Below are 19,517 nucleotides of genomic sequence, written 5' to 3'. Positions count from 1 at the left end.
GGCATCAGGCTCCCAGGATCTTGCCGTTGGGCTGGTAGATGGGCCAGTAACTCTGCAGGCTCAGCTCGTTCAGCGCGTTCTTCAGGAAGCGCTGGTCGATCCACTGGTCCACGTCAAAGCGCGCGCGGCTCAGGCGGAAGCGGTAGGCCTGCTCGGCGGCGTCCTTGTAGCGGCTGACCAGGAACGGGTCGAAATTGGGGTTGAGCCGCACGCGCAGCGGTTCGCCGTCGAAGTCTTCCTTCCAGTGGTCGTAGGGCGTGCCGGCGCGCGCCCAGGTGCGCAGCACCTCTTCGCGATGGCTCTCGTCGGAGGCCCAGCGCGCCGCTTCCACCGCGCTTTTGACGAAATGCTGCGTGGCTTCCGGGTAGCGGCTGGCGAAGTCGTCCGTCACCAGGACGTGGCTTTGCCGCGTGTAGATCGGCGACTGGTTCTTGCTCGAATACAGGATGCGCACAGCGCCCTTGTCGCGCAGGCGCAGGATGTCCATGGCGCCGATGGCCGCGTCGATGTCGCGCGTGCTCAGCGCGGCCAGGTAGCCCGCGGTGTCGAGATTGAGCAGGCGCAGGTCCTTCTCGGTGAGTCCGTTGGCTTCCAGCAGCCGCAGCGCCGGCAGATGCATATTGGTGCCCTTGAACAGCGACACGCGCTTGCCGCGCAGGTCGGCAACCGTTTTCAGCGGCGAGTCGGGCGGCACGCCGATATAGATGTTCGAACGCACGCCGACCGCCAGCACGAGCCGCGTCTTCAGCCCCGCGGCGCGTGCCACGATGGCTGGCAGGTCGCCCTGCAGCGCGAAGTCCAGTTGCCGGTTGGTGAGCGCTTCATTGACGGCCGGGCCCGCGCCCTTGAAGAAGTACCACTCCACGCGCGTGCCGGCGGGCTTGAACGATTCCTCGAGCCAGCCGCGCGCATGCGCGATCGACAGCGAACTGCCCGCGAAGGTTGGCGGCGTGCCGGTGGCCGGCTGTGCCACGCCGATGCGGATGACCTCGGGGCGCGCGGACGCGCTGGCACTGAACGCGCTCTGCGGCGAGAGCGCCGCCGCCGCCCCGGCGCACGCCAGCTGCCTGAGCATGTCCCGGCGCGAGAGGCGGGGTGCCGTGTACGGGTGGCTGGCAGTGGGGCGCTGCGTGGTCATGGTCGTTGCCTGACGGTAGTGGAGGAGAGCTCCACGATAAGCGTGCGGTGCGCGGCAACTGAACGAATGATTCCGGCATTGGTTATGGGATGACCGCATATGCACCCGTTGCGTGCTTGCGCTTGTGCTCGTACACGGCGTGCCTATTGGTATGCGTATCGCTTCGCCCCGGTACGCCGCGCCAGGGGCGTCCTGTCATAATCGCATTCAGGCAAGGGGTAGGGCGGCACGACGCGTCGCTTACATCGAGGATCAAGAAAGGATTTACAGCAGGAGCGTGGCAACAATGAAAATCGCAGTCATGGGTGCCGGAGCCGTCGGTTGCTACTACGGCGGAATGCTGGCGCGGGCCGGTCACGAGGTGGTGCTGATCGCGCGTCCGCAACACGTGCAGGCCATCGCGGCGCGCGGCCTGCGGCTCGAGACGCAATCGTTCGACGAGCAGGTAGGAGTAGCCGCCAGCACCGACGCCAGCGCGGTGCAGGGTGCGGACCTGGTGCTGTTCTGCGTGAAGTCCACCGACACGCAGAGCGCGGCGCTGGCCATGAAGCCGTCGCTGGCGCCGGGCGCGCTGGTGCTGTCGCTGCAGAACGGCGTCGAGAATGCCGAGACGCTGCGCAGCCTGCTGGACCAGGAAGTGGCCGCCGCGGTGGTCTATGTAGCCACGGCAATGGCGGGCCCGGGACACGTCAGGCACCACGGGCGCGGCGAGCTGGTGATCGAGCCGACCAGCCGGGGCGCGGGCCTCGTCAGTACGCTGGCCGCGGCCGGCGTGCCGGTCGAGAGCTCCGACAACGTGCGCGGCGCGCTGTGGGCCAAGCTGATCCTGAACTGCGTCTATAACGCGCTCTCGGCGATCACGCAGCTGCCCTATGGCCGGCTGGTGCGCGGTGAAGGCGTCGAGGCCGTGATGCGCGATATCGTGGCGGAATGCCTCGCGGTCGCGCACGCGGACGGCGTGGTCCTGCCCGGCGATATCGATCTGGCGGTGCGCCGCATTGCCGAGACCATGCCCGCGCAGACTTCGTCGACGGCGCAGGACCTGGCGCGCGGCAAGCGCAGCGAGATCGATCATCTCAACGGCCTGATCGTGCGCCGCGGCGAGGCGCTCGGCGTCGCGGTGCCGGCCAACCGCCTGCTGCACGCACTGGTACGCCTGATCGAAGACCGGCCGAGCGCTGGCTGATCGCCACGCCCGCGGCGACGGCGGCCAATGTCCAGGCATGGATATGCGCTGTCCGCATATGACCCAGCGATATGGTTCGTTGACCGCGTCAGGCGGCGGTCCCTACAGTGGATGGCTCGTACCCGCCGCGCGCAGTGCCCGTTGGCACGCGTAGCGGTGCTGGCTTCCCCCAGCGCATCACCGAACCTGCCATGACTGCCAACCTCCATAGCGGCCAGCCGAGCCCACCGCATTACGTAGCGCATGTACCGCATCCGCATGCGGACACGGATCGCATCGAGATCCGTCCGTTCGACGCACCGCTAGGTGCGGAAGTGATCGGCCTGGACCTGTCGCAGCCGCTATCCGCCGAAGACTTCGCGCGCCTCCATCGCGCGCACCTTGACTACCACGTGCTGGTGTTCCGCGACCAGCGCATCACGCCGGAGCAGCAGGTCGCGTTCAGCCGCCGCTTTGGTCCGCTGCAGATCCACGTGCTGCACCAGTTCCAGCTCCCGGGCCACCCGGAGATCCTGGTGGTGTCGAACGTGGTGGAGAACGGCAAACCGATCGGCCTTGGCGATGCCGGCCACTTCTGGCATTCCGATCTCTCCTACAAGGAGAAGCCGAGCCTCGGTTCGCTGCTGCATGCGCGCGAGCTGCCCGCCGAAGGCGGCGACACGCTGTTCGCCAATATGCACCTGGCCTGGGATACGTTGCCGGCCGCGTTGCAGCGCGCCGTCGACGGCCTGCAGGCGGAACACACCTACCTGGCGCGCTATGCCGAACTGCAGGCGCGCAGCCCATGGCGGCCCGACCTCACGCCCGAGCAGATCGCGCAAGTGAAGCCGGTGTTGCAGCCTGTGGTGCGCACGCACCCGGAAACGGGCCGCAAGGCGATCTTCGTCAGCGAGCACTTCACCACGCGCATTGCCGACGTGCCTGAAGACGAGAGCCGTGAGTTGCTCGACCAGCTCTTCGCGCATAGCACGCGTCCCGAGCACGTGTACCGGCATCGTTGGCAGGAGCACGACCTGGTGTTCTGGGACAACCGCTCGCTGCTGCACCTGGCCGCCGGTTGTCCACCCGAACTGCGCCGCGTGATGTATCGCACCACCATTGAAGGCGACGTGCCGCGCTGAGTGCGGCGGCGTGGCGGAAGCCTGGCCACGGTGATACTGATCGGGCTGATGGTGGAAGGGCTGATCTTCACCACGCTGGAACGACTGATGGTGCGGCGCTGGGGGATGCTGCACTGAGTCCTTGCCCGTCACTGCGGGCGGGAGTAGTGTACGGCTCCGGAATATCCACAGCGCCACAGCGCTACAGCGAGACCGGAGCCCGTCATGACAGAGATCCACCACGCCGCCGCCAAAGGCTTTGCCGCCCAGGCCGACACCTATGCCCGCGGTCGCCCCGAGTACCCGGAAGGCATTGGCGACTGGCTGCGCGGGACGCTTGATCTGGGTCCGGGCAAGACCGTCGTTGACCTCGGCGCCGGCACTGGCAAGTTCACGCGCCGGCTGGCTGCGACGGGCGCCGGGGTCATCGCGGTCGAGCCGGTCGACGCGATGCGCGCGCAACTGTCTGCGGCATTGCCGTCGGTGCAGGCCGTGGCCGGCACGGCCGAGGCGATGCCATTGCCTGAAGCGAGCGTCGACGCCGTGGTGTGCGCGCAGGCCTTCCACTGGTTCGCCAACGACCGCGCCATGGCGGAGATCCGCCGCGTGCTGCGTCCGGGCGGCAAACTGGGCCTGGTGTGGAACGTGCGCGAAGAAAGCGTGCCGTGGGTCGCCAGGCTCACCGCCATCATGATGCCGCTCGAAGGCGATGCGCCGCGCTTCTACAAGGGCGACTGGAAACGCGTGTTTCCTGCGCAGGGCTTCGGCCCGCTCGCGTTGGAGAGCTTGCCGTACGTGCATGAAGGCCCGCCGCAGCAGGTCGTCGTCGATCGCGTGATGTCGGTGAGCTTCATTGCCTCGCTGCCGCGCGACCGGCAAGCCACCGTGCGGGCACAGGTGCAGGCCGTCATCGACCAGGAGCCGGCGCTGGCCGGCCGGGCGCAGGTGGCGTTTCCCTACCGGACCGAGGCTTACAGCTGCACGCGCCTGTCACCGTAACGCGCTACATGGTGGCCTGCCGGACCCAGAACGCGACGGGCCCGTAGGGCGGTATTGCGGGTTCCGACGCCATCGGTTCCTGCGCGAGGCTGTCGAGAATCTCGCGCCACATCGCCAGCACGCGCTGTGCCCTGGGCAGGACGCGAATGCCGGCCGGCGTGGGCAGCCAGTGCGGGCTGCAGACGCGGAACAGCGTGGTATCGAGCGCGGACTCCAGCCTGCGCACCTGATACTGCAGCCGCTGCGGCTGGATGCCCAGCTCCGCGGCCGCACGGCCGAGGTCCCGATGGCGCACGAGGGCGACGAACGCGCGCAGGGACAACAGGCTGACGCGGCGGTTCTTGAGGAGGTATGCCATGCAGTGAGCCATGCTGGCTTGCCGCCAGCCTGCCGCAGACTGGGGGTTCGCGCGGTGTGGCGCAGGGTAAAGCGCCGATCCTAGCGATGAGCGTGGCGAGCCTGATTCAGAAAATTCAGCAACGATATTGCGACTCGTCGGAAGTTTCGGCTGGCGTTCTTGGGCGGGGCCCCTTGCGGGACTGGGGGGACTGGGGGGACTGGAGGAGGGGGAAAGCGGGGCGAGTTCCACGGCGGGGCGGCGGCGCGCCCCGCGCGGCTTCAGTGCATGGGCAACTGGCCCAGAGCGGTCAGCGCCAGTACGACTTCGGGCGACAGGCGGCGCTCGCGGCATGGCACGCCGGCGGTTTCCAGAGTGGTCCAGAGGTCGGCGTCGCCGGTGACGATCCGCTGCCTGAGGTAGGCCAGGTAGGTGTGCTCGGACGGCGTCAGCGGTCGCGGTGCGCTGCGCAAGTCATCCAGGATGTCGCCAAGCGAGAGGTTGGGAGGGGTCATACCAATGCGAAAAATAAGGCTGCGGCGGGAGGTAACGCATGATTCTATCCATGCTGTGCAGCGGCAGCTTAATCAAAAGCACGCAATATCCCTTCTAATTCTGGCATGTGGCGCGCACGCGGCGAATAAGTGGCGCAAGCTGCAGCGCCATGTGCATTAAGGCGCCTTTGCACGCCCGCAAGGACGCCCGGCACGAAAATGTCTGTTGCAGAAATACGCCACTGGTCGGCGCCAGCCTATAGGCCTTTGGATCGGCTGCCGTGATGCACTCGCCGCGAGTGGAGTGAATGCTGAACCTGTGCGCTGCCAGCGCCACCCGCAGTGCGCGCGGCGGCAATCACTCGCTCGCGCGCTATCCGCTTGCCGCGATCGACGCTCGTGCCGGAATAAAGCTGGCGCGCGGCGTGTATACGCCTATACCACAGGTATCAGGCGGAGCGCGCTAGGGAGGTACGGCCATGAACGATGCTGCAAGATGGACGGCGGCATGGGTGGTCAGTCTTGGCCTTTGCGCCTTGACGCCCGCGCTGGCCGACGAGACCTGGAGCACGGGGCCGCCATGCCAGCTGGTGGCGGGCCAGGTCGTGATCAATGGCCAGTGGCAGCAGGTGACCGGCGTGGCCTGCCTGCAGCCTGACGGCAGCTGGCAACTGGTGGACGACAGCGGCGGCGCCTACTATCCAACGCCTTACTACTACGACGACAGCGATTCCTGGTACTGGGCGCCGGTAGCCGTGGGCTACGGGGCGGCGTTCGTCTTCGTTGACCGCCACCACCACTTGCATCCCATGCACCACGTGTTCTTCCGCCATGTCGGCGGCGGCTGGGGCGGGCGCGTCGTCCGTGTCATGCCGCACGGCGGGTTCCGCGGCGGCATGGGTGGCGGAGCGGTTCGCGGGATGGGTGGTGGAATGGGCGGGGCACGTGGCGGCGGGCACCGTTGACGGCCTGGCCGCCATGCATTGACAAGGCCGGGTCCGTTCTATACGGTGGCTGCTCGTTCCGTCATGCCGGCGTGTCTTGCACGCCGGTTTTCCATTCAGCGCCAGTCCATGCCACGCAAAGCCGCCCAGGTCTCCGAAGCCGACAAGCACGCCGCCGAAGGCGGCGCCGTTGCCGTGGACCGTGCGTTGTTCGTGCTGTCGGCGTTCCGGCTTGGCGATACCTCGCTCGGGCTGGCCGAGCTGGCGCAACGCTCCGGCCTCTATAAAAGCACGCTATTGCGGCTGCTCGCGTCGCTGGAGCATGCGGCGCTGGTGCAGCGGCGGCCCGACGGGCGCTATAGCCTGGGACCCGAGGTGGCGCGGCTCAATGCGGTCTATGCCGCGTCGTTCTCGCTGGAGGCCGCGGTCATGCCGGTGCTGCGCGCGCTGGTGCAGGCCACGCGCGAAAGCGCCGCGTTCCATGTCGAGCAGGGCGAACACCGGCTGTGCCTGTACCGCGTCGATTCGCCCCAGCCCGTGCGCGACCACATCCGCGCCGGGGAACTGCTGCCGCGCGACCGCGGCGCCGGCGGGCGCGTGCTGCGCGCCTTTGCCGGAGAAGCCGGCGAACTCTACGAGCGCATCCGCCGCCAGGGGGTGGTCGCGCTGGTTGGCGACCGCAGTCCCGATATCGCGGGCGTGTCGGCGCCGGTATTCGGACCGGACGGCAGCCTGGCCGGCGCGCTGACGCTGACCTGCCCGGCCAGCCGGTTCCGCGAAGACTTCCGTGACGATGTCCTGGGCGCCGCCCGCGCGCTGACCCAGGCACTGGGCGGCAGCTTCCCCGATTTTCCCGAGATGCCGGCGGCGGCTGCCTGATCCCCTCCTCAGGCGGGTGTTGCGGTGAGGCGACCCGGCTTGTCGGGGGTGCCCGTTGACGGCTGCCGCGGGATATCATTCCCGGTCGCCCCCCCTTACCCGTGCCGTCATGTCGACTGACGGCGCGCCTCATGGCCTTGTCAAGGGATTCTCGTGCACCTGGACCAGCAGACCCTTGCGGTCGTGATGATCGTGTTCTTTTCCAGCACGCTGGTCATCTCGGCCGGGCTGGTCTTTGCGCTGCGCGCGATCGAAGCGGGGCGGCTCTGGGCCTTCGGCCATGTGATGGTCTCCTGCGCCGGACTGGCGCTGGCGGTCAGCGCGGCCGGTGGCGCGCCGCACCTGGGCATGGCCGGCGCCGGCGCCTTCGTGGTGGGCTGGCTGCTGATCTACCGCGGCGTGCGCGTCTACTACAGCCTGCTCTCGCATGCCGGCCCGCTGGCGACGGCCGGTGTGGTCGTGGTCGGGCTGATGGTCACTTTCGCTGGCCTGCCAGACGGGCCGCGCGTGCTGCAGGCAGCCGTCTACGGCATCCTTGCCATGATTGCCCTGGCGACGATCGCGACGCTGCTGCGGACCGGCCGCGGGCGGCGCAGCATTGGCGCGCCGCTGGTGCTGGTGTCCAGCCTGGTGCAGCTGTCGACCCTGCTGGCCGGCGCCAGCCATGCCGTCACGCAGGCTGCCGACCCGCACGCATTCACGCTGTTCTTCATTGGCCCGGCGGGGTCGGCCTGGGCGCTGGCGCTGCTGATCGCGGTGCTGCTCGGGCTGTTCGGATTCACCGTGATGGCGATGGAGCAGATCATCGCCAACAACGAAAGCGGCGCACGCCTGGATGCGCTGACCGGGCTGCTCAACCGCGGCGCGCTGGACCATTCGGCACTGGGCCTGGTGGCGCGCTGGCAGCGCGACGGCCAGCCGCTATCGTGCCTGGTCATCGATATCGACCACTTCAAGCAGGTCAACGACACCTTTGGCCACCACGCCGGCGACGCGGTGCTGCGGGAAGTGGCCCACGCGCTCGACAACTCGCGCCGTGCCTCCGATGTGGCGGGGCGCTACGGCGGCGAGGAGTTCTGCATTCTCTGTCCGCATACCGACGAACACCAGGCCACCGCGCTGGCCAACCGTATCCTGCGCAAGGTCCGCGCGATCCCGCTGCCCGGGCGGGAGTGCTTTGCCTCGGTCAGCATCGGGGTGGCGCAGTTGCGCGGCGAGACGGGCAGCAAGGAGTTGCTGTGGCGCACCCTGTTCGCGGATGCCGACCGCGCGCTCTACCTGGCCAAGCAGCAGGGCCGCGACCGCTATGTGGTGGCATCCGCCACGCTCGAGGACGCGCCGCCGCCGGCGCTGGTCCGCGTGGTCAGCCAGATCATGGCGCCGGCGCCCCTGAGCCAGGGGCAGGGCTGAGTCAGGCCTCCGGACCGCCCGGCACATCGCGCTGCGGCGTGCCGTCATACGTCCACAGGAACTGGCGCGGGATCGGCCCCTTGTTGCGGCCGCCCTGCTGGGTCTGTTCCCACGCATGGGCCAGGATGCCGACCGAGCGCGACAGGCAGAACAGCCCGCGCGCCAGCGGCGCCGGAAAGCCGAGTTCCGCATAGATCACCGCCGTGGCGCCGTCGATATTCATCGGCACCGGCTTGCTGCGGCCTTCGCCCAGCGCGCGTTCCACGGCCCGCGCGATCGCGGCGTAGCGGCCGTTCACCACGCCTTTCTCCGCCGCCTGGTCCACCAGCGCCAGCAGCCGCGGCGCGCGCGGATCCAGCGGGTGGAAGCGATGGCCGAAGCCCGACACGAACTTGCCGTGCAGGTCGCGGTAGTGCTGCAGGCCAGCGCTGACCGCCGGATCCAGCGCAGCGCCTGCGTCGATGCGCCGCGCGATGTCCTGGTACAGCTCCACCGCCTGCTCGCCGGCGCCGCCATGCACGTCGCCGAGCACGTTGACCGCCGAGGCCATGGCATTGTTCAGCCCGACGCCGCACGTGGCCGCCATGCGCGCTATGGCGATGCTGGGCGCCTGCGGCCCGTGATCCACGGCAGCCATCAGCGCCGCATCGAGCAGCTCGCCCTGGCCCGGGCCCGGCAGCTCGCCGCGCAGCATCAGCCAGATCATCTGCGCGAACGAGACCTGGCCGATCAGTTGCTCGATCGGGTAGCCGCGGTAGCGGATCTCGCCGGGGCGCATGTCGATGATTTCCGTGCGCCACCAGTCCTGGGACATCTGCTGGCCGGGGTCCATGGTCTGGCTGGTTTCGCTCATATTGCACGCTCCTGTCCGAGGGTATCGATTTCGGTTTCGCTGTAGCCCAGGCCGGCAAGGATCTGCCGCGTGTGCTCGCCCAGCTGCGGCGGCGGGGTGTCTACCGAGGGTGCTTCGCGGTTCAGCTTGAAGCCGGTGCGCACCACGCGGATGTCGCGGCCGACGCCGGGCACGTCGGCGAAGGTGCCGATCATGCCGCGGTCGCGCACCTGCGCTTGCTCCAGGGTCTGGGGCACGCCCAGCACGGGGCCGGCCGGGACACCGGCATCGTTGAGCAGGGTCCACCACGCTTCGGCGGACTTCTTTGCCAGTTCGGCTTCCAGTGCCTGCGTCAGTGCGGCGCGGTTCGCCAGTCGCGCCTGGCGCGCGGCAAAGCGCTCGTCGGCGATCAGGTCGGGGCGGCCCACCACGCGGCATACGGACTCGAACTGCTCCTGCTTGTTGGCGGCGATGTTCAGCAGGCCGTCGCCGGTGCGGAAGGTGCCGGACGGGCTGGCCGTGAAATTCTCGTTACCCATCGGGGCCGGCGTCTGGCCGGCGATCAGGTGGTTCGAGACCACCCAGCCCATGGTGGCAAGCGTGGCTTCGAGCATCGACACGTCGATGAAATAGCCTTCGGTACGCTGGTGGTCCGCCAGCGACGCCGCAATGGCAAAGGCCGCCGTGATGCCGCCGATGGTGTCCGACACCGGATAGCCGACGCGGTACGGCGCGGTCTGCGCGTCGCCGGTGATGCTCATCACGCCGGACATGCCCTGGATGATCTGGTCGTAGGCCGGCAGGTCCGACAGCGGCCCGTCCTGGCCGAAGCCGGAGATCGCGCAGTAGATCAGGCGCGGGTTGTCCTGCTTCAGGGTGTCATAGCCGAGTCCCAGGCGCGTCATGACGCCGGGGCGGAAGTTCTCGACCACGACATCGGCGCTTTGCACCAGCTTGCGGAACACTTCCTTGCCGCGCGCGTGCTTGAGGTTGAGCGTGATCGACTGCTTGCCGGGGTTCTGCGCCAGGAACGACACGCCCATCAGGCGCTGGTTCAGTTCCGCGTCAGCGCCAAGCTGGCGTGCCAGGTCGCCGGTGCCAGGCGTTTCCACCTTGATGACCTCGGCGCCCATGTGCGCGAGCTGGTGGCAGCAGAACGGGCCCGCCAGCACATTGGTCAGGTCGAGTACGCGCACATGGCGCAACGGTTTTTGCATGATGGTTTCCTGCGGAATGCGGGGACGGGCCGGGACGGAGCGGGACAGCGGCGATTACTCTACGCGCGCGCCGGATTCCTTCACGATCGTGCCCCAGCGTGCGTTCTCGGCCTTGATGAAGGCGGCCAGGTCCTGGGCGCTGCCGCCGCGCGGTTCGCTGCCTTCCTCGCGCAGCTTGCTGACGGTGTCGGGCTGGGCGAGCGCCTTGTTGACCTCGGCGTTGAGCCGCTTGACCACTTCGGGGGAGGTGCCCGCCGGCGCCACCAGCGCCTTCCAGTCTTCCGCCTGGAAGCCGGCGTAGCCCGATTCGGCCACGGTCGGCACGGCCGGCAGCAGCGGCAGGCGCTTGCCGGACGTGACCGCCAGCGCGCGGATCTTGCCGGCCTTGATCATCGGCATCGCAATGGGCGGCGTGGCGAAATAGAAGTCGGTCTGGCCGCCGAGCAGGTCGGTCAAGGCCGGCGACGCGCCCTTGTAGGGCACGTGCAGCGCCTTGATGCCGGTGCGGCGCGCGAACATCTCGCCGGTCAGGTGGCCCACGGTGCCGGTGCCGGCAGAGGCCATCGACAGCGGCTTGGCCTTGGCGGCCGCCACGAGTTCCGCGACCGTCTTGTACGGGGAATCGGCGCGCACGATCAGCACCACTGGCTGGGCGGAGACCAGCACCACGGGCGCGAAGTCCTTGACCGCGTCATAGGGCATCTTCGGGTAGAGGGTCGGATTGATCGCCAGGTTCGCGGTCTGGCCCATGCCCAGGGTGTAGCCGTCGGGCCGGGCCTTGGCGACGACATCCAGGCCGATATTGCCACCCGCGCCGGCGCGGTTTTCCACCACCACGTTCCAGTGCGTGGCCAGCCCCACCTTGTTGAACACCAGCCGCGACAGCACGTCCGTGCCGCCCGCGGGCGGGAACGGTACCACCAGGCGCACCGGCTGGCTCGGGTAGGTGTCGGCGTGGACCGGTGCCGCGGCTGCCATGAATCCGGGGATGGCGAGGCACAGCAGTGCGCGGGCACAGGTGTGAAGCTTGCGGCGGTGCGGGAAAGTCATGTCGTCTCCTGATATCTATTAAATTCTATAAGACAGAACGTAGGTCTTATAGAAAGAACGAAAGGAGCATAGGATTCGCCGCTGACGGTGTCAAGGGCCGAACGCGGCCGGCATCTGCCACTACAATGGCGCCCGGCCTGCGCCGGCCCATTGGCTGGCCCGGGGAACTAGCAGTAGTTGTACAAAGAACGGAATCGATGATGTCAAACGCATGCGGCCTGGACTTCGGCACGTCCAACTCCACGGTGGGATGGACCCGCCCCGGCCATCTGGCCGCGCTCCTGCCGCTGGAAGACGGCAAGCTCACGCTGCCTTCAGTGATCTTTTTCCATGCCGAAGACCCGCTGGTCAGCTATGGCCGCGCGGCGCTGGAGGACTACCTGGCCGGCTACGAAGGGCGGCTGATGCGCTCGCTCAAGAGCCTGCTCGGTACCTCGATGATGGAAGACAGCACCGAGGTGATGGGGCAGGCCATGCCCTTCCGCAAGCTGCTGGCGCACTTCATCAGCGAACTGAAAGGCCGCGCCGAGCGCGCGGCGGGCGCCACGTTCACGCGCGCGGTGCTGGGCCGGCCGGTGTTCTTCATCGACGAGGACCCGAAGGCCGACCAGCTCGCCGAGCAGACGCTCGCGGAGATCGCGCGCGATGCGGGGTTCCGCGACATTGAATTCCAGTACGAGCCGATCGCGGCCGCGTTCGACTATGAAGCGAAGATCGCGCAGGAAGAACTCGTGCTGGTTGCCGACATCGGCGGCGGCACGTCGGACTTCTCGCTGGTGCGGCTGTCGCCCGAGCGCGCCAGCCGCACCGACCGGCGCGACGACATCCTGGCCAATGGCGGCGTGCATATCGGCGGGACCGACTTCGACCGCGCGCTGAGCCTGGCGCGCGCCATGCCGCTGCTGGGCCTGGGCAGCAAGCTGCGCAACGGCAAGGAAATGCCCTCCGGGCAGTATTTCGACCTGGCGAGCTGGCACACCATCAACCTCGTCTACACGCGCAAGGCGTGGTCGATCGTGATGGACAACTATCGCGACGCGGCCGACACCGCCATGCTCGACCGGCTGATCCGCCTGATCCGCGAGCGCGCGGGCCACTGGCTTGCCATCCAGATGGAAGCGGCCAAGATCGCGCTCTCGGGCACGGACCGCACCGACGTGGACCTGCACCGCATCGAGCCCGAGCTGAGACTTGCGATCACGCGCGAAGAGTTCGACCAGTCCATCGGCAAGCTCGTGGCGAAGACCGAGAAGACCGTGCAGGACATGCTGGTGACGGCGGGCGTGAAGGCGGAATCGGTCGATACCATCCTGTTCACGGGCGGCTCCAGCAGCGTGCCGCTGCTGCGGCAGCGGCTCGGCGAACTGCTGCCGCAGGCGCGGCGGGTGGAAGGGGACCTGTTCGGCGGGATCGGGTCGGGGCTGGCGCTGGATGCGGCGCGCAAGTTTGGGTGAGGCACCGGGAACGGACGCCTTCGTCGGATTCAGTACCGGCGAGTGCTGGTCAGACCTTCTAGCTCGCAGGCTGGTTGCCTAGCGCAAAGTCCTGATCGACAGCCCGCCGTACCGCCAACAGACTCGCACGCGCGGCACTGGCATCGCGCCCCAGCCGCATCAGCGCCGGCAATTGCCACGGCGCCTTCAGCAACCCCGCCATGACCGCACCGATATCGGTGCGCCCGTCATTTCCCATCCCGGCCAGCGCCAGTGGCGGGACGGCGCGCGTGGCCGGATCGATCACCACGCGGCAGGCAGCGAAAGGCAATCCATGGCTGCGCGCCATGCGGGCGGCTATGTGAGACTCCATGTCGACGGCCAGCGCACCGCTGGCGGCGTACAGGGCAGCCTTGTCGGCGAGCGTCGCTACGGCGGTGTCCGAGCCGACGAGCGCACCGGCTGCCGCCTGCGGCAGCGCCCGCATCAGCGCGCGCATCCAGGCCGGATCGGCCGGCATGGATTGCCCGCTGGATTCGTCGCGCACGCTGGTGGCAATGACGACCGCGCCCGGTGCCAGCGCGGGATCCAGGCCGCCGGCCACGCCGAAGCTGAGGATCCCGGCGCATTCGCCCGCGCTGCGCTCGATAGCCGCGGCCAGTGCCGCACCGCGCAGGCCGACCACCACTTCGCTGCCCGGACCAGCCGCGATCCTTGCTTCGAAGTCCATGCCGCAGACCACGAGCACGCACGGCTCGCCCACGACAGGCGCATCAGGGGTGCCGTTCACAATCCCCACGCCACCTGGCGCGTGCTGCTGCGCTGCAGGTTGCGGTAGCGCGCCAGCGCCCACAGCGGGAAGTAGCGCGCGTAGCCGTGATAGCGCAGGTAGAACACGCGCGGGAAACCGACGGCGGTGAAGCGCGGCTCGCGCCACAGGCCATCGGGCTGCTGCGTGCGCAGCAGGTAGCCGATGCCGCGTGCCACGGCGGGATGCCCGGCCTCGCCGGCCGCCATCAATCCCAGCAGTGCCCAGGCCGTTTGCGATGCAACGCTGGGCGCGCGTTCGTAGCCGCGGTATTCGAGCTTGTAGCTGTCGCCGTCTTCGCCCCAGCCGCCGTCCGCGTTCTGGATGCCGGCCAGCCACTCGGCAGCGCGCCGCACCGGCGGAGCGTCGCGGTCCAGGCCCGCGGCGTTGAGCGCGCACAAGGCGCTCCACGTGCCATAGATATAGTTGGTGCCCCAGCGCCCGAACCAGCTTCCGTCAGGCATCTGCTCGGCCAGCAGGTAGCGCAGCGCGCGCGCGGCCGGTTCGCTCTTGTCGGGCGTGTCTCCGGTCTGGCACAGCATGGACAGGCAACGTGCCGACACATCCGCCGTGGGCGGATCGAGCAACGCGCCGTGGTCCGCGAACGGGATGTTGTTCAGGTACAGGTGCGTGTTCTCCGGCTCGAACGCGCCCCAGCCGCCGTTGCCGCTCTGCATGCCGACGATCCATTCGATCGCGCGCGTGACCGCTTTGGCGTTCGGGTCCGCATGGTCGGCGTCTGCGGCGCGGTCTGCCTGGGCGGCGCGGTTCATCGCCGCGGCAACGACCGCGGTGTCGTCCACGTCGGGGTAGTGCGGGTTGGCGTACTGGAACGCCCAGCCGCCCGGCCGCACATCCGGCCGGCGTACCGTCCAGTCGCCGCGCAAATCGAGTACCTGTAGCGGGCGCAGCCAGTCCAGCGCGTGCCTGACTGCGGCCGTGGCGCGTGGCTCGCCGGTTTCCAGCAGCGCATGGGCCGCCAGCGCGGTATCCCACACCGGCGACAGGCATGGCTGGCAGTAGGCTTCGTCGTCATGGATGACCAGCAGCTTCTCGATCGAGCGCCGCGCCACGGCGCGGTCGGCATCATCGGGCGGAATGCCGAGCACGTCGAACATCATTACCGAGTTCGCCATGGCGGGAAAGATTGCGCCAAGGCCATCTTCGCCGTTGAGCCGTTCGCGCACGAATGCAACCGCTGCATCGATGGCGCGGCGGCGCAGCGCGCCCGGCATGACGGGCTCGGCAGCGCGCAGCAGCGCATCGGCGCCGCGGAACAGCGAATACCAGCCGGCGTGCTGGTGGGCTGCCTTCGGTGGCAGCCGCACGCCTTCGCGCGGGGCGGCAAACAGCTCGTCGATGCCGACCTTGCGCGGGTTGCGCGCCTGCGGCCGCAGGCTGTTCAACACCAGCAGCGGCACGATCACCGTGCGGGCCCAGTACGATACCTTCGACAGATGGAACGGGAACCACTGCGGCAACAGCATGATTTCCACCGGCATCATCGGCACCGCCTGCCAGGACATTACGCCATACAGCGCCAGCAGCGTGCGCGTGAAGACGTTGCTCGCTTCCGCGCCGCCCATGGCGAGGATGGCGGCGCGCGCGCGCGTCATGTGCGGGGCCTGCGGATCGTCGCCGGCCATCTTCAACGCAAAATAGGCCTTCACGCTGGCACTGACGTCAGAGCGGCCTTCATGGAACAGCGGCCAGCCGCCCTCGGCATTCTGGATGCGCCGCAGGTAGCGCGCGATGCGTGCTTCCAGCGCCAGGTCCGGCGTCTCGCCCAGGTAGTGCACCATGAGCACGTATTCGGCCGGGATGGTGGCGTCGGCTTCCAGCTCGTAGATCCAGTGCCCGTCGGGTTTCTGCTGGGCCAGCAGGGCATCGAGCGCACGCCCGATACCGGTTTCCAGGGCGTCCGGGGCGGCCGGCGCGGCGGGCGCCATGGCGGCTCGCGGTGCGGCAAGGACGGCCTCGTTCATCAACATGCAAACTCCTTGTGCGGCACGACGCATGCGTGCCTCGAAGATGGTGTTCGGGATGCCGCGGGGCGCCGTGCGCCGCGCAGCGGATCCGCTTGCAGCATCTTCAGACCATGGTGTGGCGCAGAACGATCCACAGCATCTGCGCGCGCGGCACGCGCACGCGCGTGCGCGGTGCGCGCCAGCCCCGCGCGCGCAGGCGCGTGAGCAGGCAGTGATAGACCTGGGACATGATCCGCGGCGAGCGCACCACGCGTGACGGGCACTGCGCCATGACCGCATCGGCCTGTTCGTAGTGGGCCTGCGCCTCGCGTGCGACGGCCGCGCAGGCCGCGTCGACGCCGGCATGGGCGACGACTTCCAGCGGCGTGGCATGCTCCAGCCCTTGCACGCCCGCGGCCACCAGTGCGGGTGCCGGCAGGTAGAGACGGCCGATGGCGGCGTCTTCGTCGATATCGCGCAGGATATTGGTGAGTTGCAGCGCCCGCCCGAGATGATGCGCCAGCGCCAGGCCCGGGGCCTCGTCCATGCCGAACACGCGCACGGCAAGCCGGCCCACCGCACTCGCGACGCGGTCGCAGTACAGGTCCAGCGTAGCGGCGTCGGGCGCGCGGATATCGGCGACCACGTCCATGGTCATGCCGTCGATCACATCCAGGAAGTCCTGCTGGCGCAGATGGAAGGCGTCAATCTGCTGTGCCAGGGACCGTAGCGCGGCAGGGGCCAGGCCGGCATAGCACAGGCCGATGTCGCGCCGCCAGGCATCCAGGCCGGCAAGCCGCTCGGCATGCGGTGCGTCGCAGTCGGCGATATCGTCGACTGCCCGGCAGAAGGCATAGATCTCGAACATGGCCTGCCGCTGAGCCACGGGCAGGATGCGCATGGCTGCGTGGAAGGAACTGCCCGAGGATGCGGCCGGCGTGGCTGCGCCGGCAGTGGGGGCATCTGGCGTTGCGATTTGAGTACCGGCCACGTAACTCCTCGACACGCTTTTTATCCCGTCGTGTGACATCGGCGGACCACAGTGCCGTGCCACGCTCACGGTGGATTGGGGGTCGGGCGATTATAGCAATAACCTCGTAATAGGCCGGCCGCGCCAGAGTGCCTTATCGGCGCGCGGGCGGTGGCACGCGGAGGTGGCCTAGGCCGAAATTGGCAACGGCCTGGGCACGGGCCTGCGCCAGCGGCAGCAGCAGTGCGAGGATGACGGAGAGAGCCTCGATGCTCGCCTGGCAAGCCGCTGCGTCGCGTTCCGGGTGGCGCCGATGCGGGCCGCCAAATGCAGAGAGCCCCGCGTTCGCGGGGCTCTCTGTTGGCAGGCGCGTGCTTGGGCGCGCGCCTGCCGGTGTCCAAACCGGATCAGACCGCCTGGATCTTCGTGGCTTGTTCGCCCTTCTGGCCCATCGCCTTGACGTAGCGGACCTTCTGGCCTTCCTTCAACGACTTGAAGCCTGCGCCTTCAATCGCGGAGAAGTGCGCGAACAGATCGTTCCCGCCTGCGTCCGGGGTGATGAAGCCGAAGCCCTTGGCGTCGTTGAACCACTTAACGGTACCGGTTTCCATATCTTTTCAACCTTGAATTTCAAATGAGCTTAATTGCCCGCTGTACATCGTGCCCAATGCTGGAACCGCGCAAGGGTTGGTGAATGCCCGGTGCCTTTGCGCATTGTTTATGCCTTCCAAATGTCGGTGGTATGACAATCGAGAAAACACCACGGAACGACACATCGAAAGGCGCTGCACTGTGTGGGGAGCATTCTGACGAATTTTCCCGGCGTGTCAATCAGGCAAGGCGCCAAATCATGATGAGATGTTCCGACACGAGATATTAGCGGTTTCTACATCACCGTCGATTCAGTGAATTCCCTGAGAGACACGCCGTCCTGACTGCAACAGTGCGTCCCAGGGGTATTGACTGACCTTCGGTTTATGCAGAAGTATCACCGGGACTTGTTGTCGGGCATAATGTCTGCCTTGTAAGCCATTGGGTTGCTACCGCTTTTACAATTGCTTACTTCGCGGCCTACCACATTCGGGGGATGCGGCCGCGGAAACGATCCCTCTAAAAGGGTTGTGAAAAATAAAATCGCGTGGAAATGCCTGACGGCGGCCACGACGAAAACATCGCCGCCATGTGCGCGCGAATGTCATCGAGTACGGGGAATCACAATGAATCGCTCACAATAGCGCATCCGCGTCTTCGCGATAGGACGCAGCTTCCAAAGGGGTAGGGGCGCCGGTTCGCCTTGCCCATCGCAAGATCCCAACTTGTTCCTGCACCCTGGCCATGCCTTGCCGGGGTGCAGTCGCGTGCGCTGGCAATGTATCGGCCTTGGCACAATTGTTGACAGTGTGTTGCGTCGGGCTAGCCTAGGATCCTGTGTTGCCCAGATTCGGTGCACGCAAGGCGGGGCGCAGTGCGCAGCAGGCGTCATACGACGGAAAAGCGGGAGCTGCGAGGTAAAAATCTGTGCTCGCCCAGCCACTCCGTGGCGGGTTGTCAGGTTCTTTTGTACGGCATGATGAAAATCCTATCTGTATTTGGCACACGTCCCGAAGCCATCAAGATGGCGCCCCTGGTCAGGGCGCTGGCTGGCAACACGCAGATCGAATCCGTCGTTTGCGTGACCGGACAGCATCAGCAGATGTTGCAGCAGGTGCTGGACCTGTTCGAGATCGTCCCGCAGTACAACCTCGAGCTGATGACGCGCGACCAGACCCTTAATGGCCTGAGTTCACGGCTGCTGGCAAGGTTCGACGATGTGCTGGAGACCGTGCGTCCAGACCGGATTCTCGTGCATGGCGATACAACTTCGGCCATGGTTTCTGCCCTGGCGGCGTTTCATCGCCGCATCCCGGTCGGCCATGTCGAGGCCGGGCTGCGGACCGGTGACCTGTCCCAGCCATGGCCCGAGGAAATGAATCGACGCACGATCGATGTCTGTGCCGATCTGCTGTTCGCGCCCACCGAGTCCTCGCGCAACAACCTGCAGGCCGAGAACCTGGGCGGCAGAATCGTGGTGACCGGCAATACCGTGATCGATGCCCTGCTCCAGACGACGGGCCGGATCCTGGCCGACCAGCCGTTCCGCGAACGGCTCGATGCGCATTTCCCCTTCCTTCGCGACGACCGAAAGCTGCTGCTGGTCACGGGCCATCGCCGCGAGAATTTCGGCTCCGGGTTTGCCAATATCTGCGAAGCGCTGGCCAAGCTTGCGCGGCGCGACGATATCCAGATCGTCTACCCGGTCCACCTGAACCCCAACGTCCAGGGCCCCGTGCAGGCCAAGCTGTCGGACCTGGCGAATGTGCACCTGATCGAGCCGCTCGACTACGCGCGCTTCGTGCGGCTGATGCAGCGGGCCCACGTGATCCTGACCGACTCGGGCGGCGTACAGGAAGAGGCGCCGTCACTGGGCAAGCCCGTGCTGGTCATGCGCAACGTCACCGAGCGGCCCGAGGCCGTGCAGGCGGGCACGGTGCGGCTGGTCGGTACCGAAGTCGCGAGCATCGTGCAAGCGGTCGCTCATCTCTATGACGACGATGACGCCTGGCGTGCGTTCTCGCAACGCCTGAATCCTTACGGCGATGGCCTGGCTTCGGAGCGGATCGTGGCGGCCCTGTCGGGTACGCCCATGAGCGAATTCCTCTGCGACCAGCAGGCGGCGGCATGACCGCCATGAACGTCCGTGCTTCTGGCCGGAA

Annotated in this window: 18 protein-coding genes and 1 pseudogene; 9 read left to right on the top strand and 10 right to left on the bottom strand. The window is 67.6% G+C overall.

Annotated elements, in window-relative coordinates:
* Positions 1-4: 4 nt before the first annotated feature.
* Complete coding sequence (locus CupriaWKF_RS18955; protein WP_276102313.1) at positions 5-1,138, bottom strand: ABC transporter substrate-binding protein; 1,134 nt, start codon at positions 1,136-1,138, stop codon at positions 5-7.
* A 286-nt stretch (positions 1,139-1,424) separates the two neighbouring features.
* On the opposite strand from CupriaWKF_RS18955, the gene CupriaWKF_RS18950 reads away from it, so the two are divergent.
* The 4 genes and pseudogenes from CupriaWKF_RS18950 to CupriaWKF_RS18935 all read left to right on the top strand — a co-directional run bounded on the left by CupriaWKF_RS18950 (position 1,425) and on the right by CupriaWKF_RS18935 (position 4,423).
* Positions 1,425-2,324: a 2-dehydropantoate 2-reductase gene (locus tag CupriaWKF_RS18950; protein ID WP_276102312.1), complete on the top strand. Its 900-nt coding sequence runs from the start codon at positions 1,425-1,427 to the stop codon at positions 2,322-2,324.
* 191 nt (positions 2,325-2,515) lie between these two features.
* Positions 2,516-3,445: a TauD/TfdA family dioxygenase gene (locus CupriaWKF_RS18945; RefSeq protein ID WP_276102311.1), complete on the top strand. Its 930-nt coding sequence runs from the start codon at positions 2,516-2,518 to the stop codon at positions 3,443-3,445.
* A gap of 21 nt (positions 3,446-3,466) precedes the next feature.
* Positions 3,467-3,562: pseudogene (locus CupriaWKF_RS18940) on the top strand (ABC transporter permease); the annotation flags it as partial.
* 87 nt (positions 3,563-3,649) lie between these two features.
* Positions 3,650-4,423 (top strand): class I SAM-dependent methyltransferase, encoded by a 774-nt coding sequence (locus CupriaWKF_RS18935; protein WP_276102310.1) that lies wholly within the window; start codon positions 3,650-3,652, stop codon positions 4,421-4,423.
* Between the two features lie 4 nt (positions 4,424-4,427).
* Here CupriaWKF_RS18935 and CupriaWKF_RS18930 read toward each other — a convergent pair whose 3' ends face one another.
* Both CupriaWKF_RS18930 and CupriaWKF_RS18925 read right to left on the bottom strand, forming a co-directional pair.
* Positions 4,428-4,781 carry a LysR family transcriptional regulator gene (locus tag CupriaWKF_RS18930; RefSeq protein ID WP_276102309.1) on the bottom strand — a complete coding sequence of 118 codons (354 nt, stop codon included), beginning with the start codon at positions 4,779-4,781 and terminating at the stop codon, positions 4,428-4,430.
* 260 nt (positions 4,782-5,041) lie between these two features.
* Positions 5,042-5,275, bottom strand: a complete 234-nt coding sequence (locus CupriaWKF_RS18925) for an IclR family transcriptional regulator (RefSeq protein ID WP_276102308.1) — start codon at positions 5,273-5,275, stop codon at positions 5,042-5,044.
* Between the two features lie 458 nt (positions 5,276-5,733).
* Here CupriaWKF_RS18925 and CupriaWKF_RS18920 point away from each other — a divergent pair, with 458 nt between their 5' ends.
* The 3 genes from CupriaWKF_RS18920 to CupriaWKF_RS18910 all read left to right on the top strand — a co-directional run bounded on the left by CupriaWKF_RS18920 (position 5,734) and on the right by CupriaWKF_RS18910 (position 8,487).
* Positions 5,734-6,219 (top strand): hypothetical protein, encoded by a 486-nt coding sequence (locus CupriaWKF_RS18920; RefSeq protein ID WP_276102307.1) that lies wholly within the window; start codon positions 5,734-5,736, stop codon positions 6,217-6,219.
* 108 nt (positions 6,220-6,327) lie between these two features.
* A complete protein-coding gene (locus tag CupriaWKF_RS18915) occupies positions 6,328-7,077 on the top strand; it encodes an IclR family transcriptional regulator (RefSeq protein WP_276102306.1) in 750 nt (249 codons plus the stop codon).
* A 153-nt stretch (positions 7,078-7,230) separates the two neighbouring features.
* Complete coding sequence (locus CupriaWKF_RS18910; RefSeq protein WP_276102305.1) at positions 7,231-8,487, top strand: GGDEF domain-containing protein; 1,257 nt, start codon at positions 7,231-7,233, stop codon at positions 8,485-8,487.
* A gap of 1 nt (position 8,488) precedes the next feature.
* Here the strand turns inward: CupriaWKF_RS18910 and CupriaWKF_RS18905 are convergent, their stop codons facing one another.
* The 3 genes from CupriaWKF_RS18905 to CupriaWKF_RS18895 are packed head-to-tail and all read right to left on the bottom strand — an operon-like array spanning position 8,489 to position 11,586.
* Positions 8,489-9,340: a citryl-CoA lyase gene (locus tag CupriaWKF_RS18905; RefSeq protein ID WP_276102304.1), complete on the bottom strand. Its 852-nt coding sequence runs from the start codon at positions 9,338-9,340 to the stop codon at positions 8,489-8,491.
* A complete protein-coding gene (locus tag CupriaWKF_RS18900; protein WP_276102303.1) occupies positions 9,337-10,536 on the bottom strand; it encodes a CaiB/BaiF CoA-transferase family protein in 1,200 nt (399 codons plus the stop codon). Before CupriaWKF_RS18900 ends, CupriaWKF_RS18905 begins: the two co-directional genes overlap by 4 nt.
* A gap of 54 nt (positions 10,537-10,590) precedes the next feature.
* Positions 10,591-11,586 carry a tripartite tricarboxylate transporter substrate binding protein gene (locus CupriaWKF_RS18895; protein WP_276102302.1) on the bottom strand — a complete coding sequence of 332 codons (996 nt, stop codon included), beginning with the start codon at positions 11,584-11,586 and terminating at the stop codon, positions 10,591-10,593.
* 197 nt (positions 11,587-11,783) lie between these two features.
* Between CupriaWKF_RS18895 and CupriaWKF_RS18890 the strand changes: the two genes are divergently transcribed.
* Complete coding sequence (locus tag CupriaWKF_RS18890; RefSeq protein WP_276102301.1) at positions 11,784-13,040, top strand: Hsp70 family protein; 1,257 nt, start codon at positions 11,784-11,786, stop codon at positions 13,038-13,040.
* 58 nt (positions 13,041-13,098) lie between these two features.
* Here the strand turns inward: CupriaWKF_RS18890 and CupriaWKF_RS18885 are convergent, their stop codons facing one another.
* The 4 genes from CupriaWKF_RS18885 to CupriaWKF_RS18870 form a co-directional block, all read right to left on the bottom strand.
* Positions 13,099-13,749, bottom strand: coding sequence for a phosphorylase (locus CupriaWKF_RS18885; RefSeq protein ID WP_276103320.1), 651 nt, complete (start codon positions 13,747-13,749; stop codon positions 13,099-13,101).
* Between the two features lie 56 nt (positions 13,750-13,805).
* Positions 13,806-15,776, bottom strand: a complete 1,971-nt coding sequence (gene shc, locus CupriaWKF_RS18880) for a squalene--hopene cyclase (protein ID WP_276103319.1) — start codon at positions 15,774-15,776, stop codon at positions 13,806-13,808.
* A 142-nt stretch (positions 15,777-15,918) separates the two neighbouring features.
* The gene (hpnD, locus tag CupriaWKF_RS18875; RefSeq protein ID WP_276102300.1) at positions 15,919-16,785 is read right to left on the bottom strand and encodes a presqualene diphosphate synthase HpnD; all 867 of its coding nucleotides are present in this window, start codon (positions 16,783-16,785) and stop codon (positions 15,919-15,921) included.
* Positions 16,786-17,171: 386 nt separating this feature from the next.
* Complete coding sequence (locus tag CupriaWKF_RS18870) at positions 17,172-17,375, bottom strand: cold-shock protein (RefSeq protein ID WP_011301065.1); 204 nt, start codon at positions 17,373-17,375, stop codon at positions 17,172-17,174.
* Between the two features lie 959 nt (positions 17,376-18,334).
* Here CupriaWKF_RS18870 and wecB point away from each other — a divergent pair.
* Positions 18,335-19,486, top strand: a complete 1,152-nt coding sequence (gene wecB, locus CupriaWKF_RS18865; protein ID WP_276103317.1) for a UDP-N-acetylglucosamine 2-epimerase (non-hydrolyzing) — start codon at positions 18,335-18,337, stop codon at positions 19,484-19,486.
* Positions 19,487-19,517 lie beyond the last annotated feature (31 nt).

The sequence above is a fragment of the Cupriavidus sp. WKF15 genome (assembly GCF_029278605.1).
Classification (GTDB): Bacteria; Pseudomonadota; Gammaproteobacteria; order Burkholderiales; family Burkholderiaceae; genus Cupriavidus.
The sequence above is the reverse complement of the archived record's forward strand: the minus strand, read 5'-3'. Positions and strand labels throughout refer to the sequence as shown.

Excerpts from the sequence above, each read along its gene's own strand:
- CupriaWKF_RS18935 (WP_276102310.1), top strand. The coding sequence starts at position 3,650 with ATGACAGAGATCCACCACGCCGCCGCCAAAGGCTTTGCCGCCCAGGCC.
- CupriaWKF_RS18955 (WP_276102313.1), bottom strand. The coding sequence starts at position 1,138 with ATGACCACGCAGCGCCCCACTGCCAGCCACCCGTACACGGCACCCCGC.
- CupriaWKF_RS18945 (WP_276102311.1), top strand. The coding sequence starts at position 2,516 with ATGACTGCCAACCTCCATAGCGGCCAGCCGAGCCCACCGCATTACGTA.
- CupriaWKF_RS18905 (WP_276102304.1), bottom strand. The coding sequence starts at position 9,340 with ATGAGCGAAACCAGCCAGACCATGGACCCCGGCCAGCAGATGTCCCAG.
- CupriaWKF_RS18900 (WP_276102303.1), bottom strand. The coding sequence starts at position 10,536 with ATGCAAAAACCGTTGCGCCATGTGCGCGTACTCGACCTGACCAATGTG.
- CupriaWKF_RS18895 (WP_276102302.1), bottom strand. The coding sequence starts at position 11,586 with ATGACTTTCCCGCACCGCCGCAAGCTTCACACCTGTGCCCGCGCACTG.
- CupriaWKF_RS18930 (WP_276102309.1), bottom strand. The coding sequence starts at position 4,781 with ATGGCATACCTCCTCAAGAACCGCCGCGTCAGCCTGTTGTCCCTGCGC.
- CupriaWKF_RS18920 (WP_276102307.1), top strand. The coding sequence starts at position 5,734 with ATGAACGATGCTGCAAGATGGACGGCGGCATGGGTGGTCAGTCTTGGC.
- CupriaWKF_RS18870 (WP_011301065.1), bottom strand. The coding sequence starts at position 17,375 with ATGGAAACCGGTACCGTTAAGTGGTTCAACGACGCCAAGGGCTTCGGC.
- wecB (WP_276103317.1), top strand. The coding sequence starts at position 18,335 with ATGAAAATCCTATCTGTATTTGGCACACGTCCCGAAGCCATCAAGATG.
- CupriaWKF_RS18925 (WP_276102308.1), bottom strand. The coding sequence starts at position 5,275 with ATGACCCCTCCCAACCTCTCGCTTGGCGACATCCTGGATGACTTGCGC.
- CupriaWKF_RS18950 (WP_276102312.1), top strand. The coding sequence starts at position 1,425 with ATGAAAATCGCAGTCATGGGTGCCGGAGCCGTCGGTTGCTACTACGGC.
- CupriaWKF_RS18890 (WP_276102301.1), top strand. The coding sequence starts at position 11,784 with ATGATGTCAAACGCATGCGGCCTGGACTTCGGCACGTCCAACTCCACG.
- CupriaWKF_RS18885 (WP_276103320.1), bottom strand. The coding sequence starts at position 13,749 with ATGGACTTCGAAGCAAGGATCGCGGCTGGTCCGGGCAGCGAAGTGGTG.
- shc (WP_276103319.1), bottom strand. The coding sequence starts at position 15,776 with ATGGCGCCCGCCGCGCCGGCCGCCCCGGACGCCCTGGAAACCGGTATC.
- CupriaWKF_RS18915 (WP_276102306.1), top strand. The coding sequence starts at position 6,328 with ATGCCACGCAAAGCCGCCCAGGTCTCCGAAGCCGACAAGCACGCCGCC.